Source organism: Actinomadura sp. NPDC048032, from assembly GCF_040653175.1.
Classification (GTDB): Bacteria; Actinomycetota; Actinomycetes; order Streptosporangiales; family Streptosporangiaceae; genus Spirillospora; species Spirillospora verrucosospora.
In genome coordinates this window covers 1-3,633 of record NZ_JBEZJP010000609.1, presented here as the reverse complement: position 1 = coordinate 3,633, position 3,633 = coordinate 1, and the positions used below count along the sequence as shown (strand labels likewise).

Genomic DNA, 3,633 nt, shown 5'->3' with positions numbered 1-3,633 from the left:
GGAACGGCCGAGGGGTCTCATAAACGATTGATCATGGCACCGCTGAGGGGGCAGACCTGCCGGGGCTCGGCGAGCGAAGTGGGCCGGGATTTCGAAGACACGGGTCAGTCGGCGAGTGCGGTGGAGAGCGCCTCGACGTAGCGGAGGGCGGCCAGGCGAGCCAGGGCCGGGTGGGCGCCCAGGGGCGCGGAGTGGGCGGAGCCCACGGCGGCGGCGGCCGCCCCGATCAGCGCGGCCTCCGGCTCGGGCCCGATCAGGTGCGGGGCGACGGCGATGGACGCCGCGCCGGCCGCGCGGAGCTGCTCGTAGGCGGCCTTCACCGACGCCTCGTCGTTCAGCGAGGCGGTGAAGACGGGGGCCGCGAGCCGGGAGGCCAGGAGCACGCCGGTGACCTCGGCCTGCCGGACGGCGGCCGCGTCGCCCGGAGTGGCGACGATCACGCCGGACGCGGCCGTCACCATCGTCATCAGCCTGATCCGGTCGGCGCGGGCGAGCCCCGCGTCGGCGAGCCGGTCGTGCAGCGCCTCGGCGATGAGCGGGTGCGGGCCGAGCGGCTCGGCGGCGACGGTGCGCACGGGCGCGGCCGCGACGGCGGCGCGCACGGCGGCGTCCAGCGCCGGGTCGGGCCCGGTGGACAGCGGCACCACCACGGCCGCGAGCTCGTCGCCCTGCTGCCGGATCGAGGCGAGCACGGCGTGCAGGCTCGCCTCGTCGCCCTCCAGGTGCCCGACGTGGGCGGGCTGTCCGGTGTGCTCCAGCTCGACGAGACGGGCGAGCTCGGCGGCGAGGTCGGTGCCGGCCCGCCGGGCGGGTCCGGGGACGGCGAGGACGAGCGTGGGGGATCCGGGGGGCAGCAGGAAGGATTCGTCGCCGCGGTGACGGCCGCCGCGGGGTGTGCGGCGCCGTCGCGACGGCAATGCCTCGGATGCCTGGCTTTCGGGACTCACGGCGGGCATCGTAACGCCCTCCGGCCCGGGAGCCGTCCTCCCGGCCCGGCCGTCGTCGTTGCCTGTAGGAATCGCTGATCTCCTTCCCGGACCGGTCGCGGCGCGAGCGGTGGTGAAGAAGCAGAGTATGGCGCATTGTCGCTGAGCGACAGGGGGAAATGAAGCAAATTGTCCGGATTTGCCGCTATCCACTTGCGCCGGGTTCGACAAGATCGTCTTGCCTCCGCACATCGCCGCAGGTGGCAAGGAATTACGGCAATACGGCCGAATGCCGTCAAAGGGGTTGCGGGAGCGTTGCCGGCGGCCTTTATGATCCAGGGGCCCTCCGTGCCGGAACGTTCGAGGTCACATGAAATCCCCCCGTAGGCGGTCGATCCGCTCGAAGGTCACCGCGCTGCTGCTCGTGCCGCTGCTCTCGCTCGTGGCGCTCTGGGGATACGCCGCGATCGGCACCGGCCGCGACGCGCTGGCGCAGCGCCGCTACCACACCCTCGACCGCGTGTTCGCGCCGAGCGGCCAGGGCGTCCTGGTCGAGCTGGGCAAGGAGCGGCTGGCCTCGGCCGTGTTCCTCAGCACCCCGCGCCAGACCGCGGGCGGCATCCCGGCCGCCCTGGTGTCGCAGCGCACGCACGTCGACGCGGCCGTCGAGAACTTCCGCCGCAAGGCCACCTCGGCCGCCGCGCTCAGCGCCACCAACGCCGAGATGGAGTCCCGCGTCGCCGCGGTCCTGCGGGCGCTCGGCGGGCTCGGCGGGCTGCGCGCCGCGGTGGACGCCCGATCCGTCGACCGGTTGGCCGCGGTCAACGGGTACGGCACGATGGTCGACAACATGCACCGGCTCTACGACAGCCTCGTCGCCATCGACGACGCCGCGCTCTACGACTGGACGCAGTCCACCCGGCACGCCGGCCGCGCCATGGAGCTGCTGCAGCGCGAGAACGCGCTGGTCGCCGGCGCGTTCATCACCAGGGGCCGGATGACGGCGGCCGAGCACCGCATGTTCGTGGAGATGGTCGGCGAGCAGCGCTGGCAGTGGACCAAGCAGCGCTCGCTGCTCGACCCGCTGGTCTACCGGACCGGCACCGCGCAGGTCTTCGCGTCCCCGCAGTACCAGACGTTCAAGGCGATGGAGGACCGGATCGCCGACGCCGACCCGCGCCGGCCGATCCCCGTCCAGCCCGCCGAGTGGCAGCAGACGGCGCAGCCGCTCGTGCTGTCGGTCAACACGATGGTGCTCGGCAACTCCAGGCGCGCCGGGGAGCACGCCGACGAACTCGGCCGCGAGGCCTACCTCCGGCTCGCCGCCGTCGGCGGCCTCGGGCTGCTGTCGATCCTGCTGTCGGTGCTGCTGTCGCTGCGGTTCGCGCGCGGGTTCGTCCGCGAGCTGGTCGGGCTGCGCGGGTCGGCCGAGGAGCTGGCCGAGCAGCGGCTGCCCGGCATCGTCGAGCGGCTCGGCCGCAACGAGAGCGTCGACGTCGCCGCGGAGGCCCCGCCCCTGGACGCCGGCCGGACCGCCGAGGTCGCCCGGCTCGCCGAGGCGTTCGCCAAGGTGCAGCGGACCGCCGTCGACGCCGCTGTCGGCCAGGCCGAGCTGCGCGCGGGCGTCAGCCGCATCTTCCTCAACATCGCCCGCCGCAACCAGTCGCTCCTGCACCGCCAGCTGACGCTGCTGGACGGCCTGGAGAGCCGCGCCGAGGCCGACGACCTCGAGGACCTGTTCCGCATCGACCACCTCACCACCCGCATGCGGCGGCACGCCGAAAGCCTGATCATCCTGTCCGGCGCGACGCCGGGCCGCGGGTGGCGGCGGCCGGTGCGCTTCGCCGACGTGCTGCGCGCCGCCGTCTCGGAGATCGAGGACTACACCCGCGCGACGGTGCTGACCGACTCCGAGGACGGCCTGGTCGGCGCGGCCGTCACCGACGTCGTGCACCTGCTGGCCGAGCTGATCGAGAACGCGGCGGCGTTCTCCCCGCCGAACACCGAGGTGCGGGTGATGGCCGAGCGGGTCGGCACCGGGTTCGCGGTGGAGGTCGAGGACCGCGGCCTCGGCGTGCGGCCGGAGCAGCTCGCCGAGGCCAACCGGCGGCTCGCCGAGCCGCCCGAGTACGACCTGGTCGACACCGACCAGCTCGGGCTGTTCGTCGTCGCGCGCCTGGCCGCCCGCCACGAGATCACCGTGACGCTGCACCGGTCCCCGTACGGCGGCGTCACCGCGATCGTCCTGTTCCCGCACGAGCTGGTGGTGCCGGCCGAGGAGATGGCCGCCGGGACGGCGCCGCCCGCGGACGGGCCGCTGGACGAGCCCGCCGCCCTGACCGGGACCGCCGTCGACGGCCCCCCGGAGCGGGAGCCGATGCTCATGGCCGCGCCCGTCCCCGACGGGGTCGTCCCGCTCCGCGACCCCGGCGCCCCGCAGGATCTTCCCGCCCTTCCCGCCGACGGCCGGGACCCGTGGCAGCGGAACGCTCCAGGGCACCTGGAGGGCGCCGGCGGCCACCTGGAGGCGCCGCCCGCGCTGCCCGCGCTCACCGGCCCCGCGGCGCCCGCCGCGAGCCCGGCGCCCGCCGAGCCCGCCGCGCCGTGGGGCGTCCCAGACGGACGAGGCGACGAGCTGGCCGAGGGTGGCGGACAGGAACGCGACCACGATGGCGAGCAGCGCCTGCTGCGCCGCGCCGTCCACCGC

The 3,633-nt window shown here is 74.9% G+C and carries 2 protein-coding genes; one reads left to right on the top strand and one right to left on the bottom strand.

Annotated elements, in window-relative coordinates:
• Window positions 1-104: 104 nt before the first annotated feature.
• The gene (locus AB0C69_RS39905) at window positions 105-947 is read right to left on the bottom strand and encodes a CbiX/SirB N-terminal domain-containing protein (RefSeq protein WP_345183224.1); all 843 of its coding nucleotides are present in this window, start codon (window positions 945-947) and stop codon (window positions 105-107) included.
• Between the two features lie 349 nt (window positions 948-1,296).
• Between AB0C69_RS39905 and AB0C69_RS39900 the strand changes: the two genes are divergently transcribed.
• On the top strand, window positions 1,297-3,633 hold a 2,337-nt coding region (locus AB0C69_RS39900), incomplete at its 3' end, for an ATP-binding protein (RefSeq protein WP_360361557.1).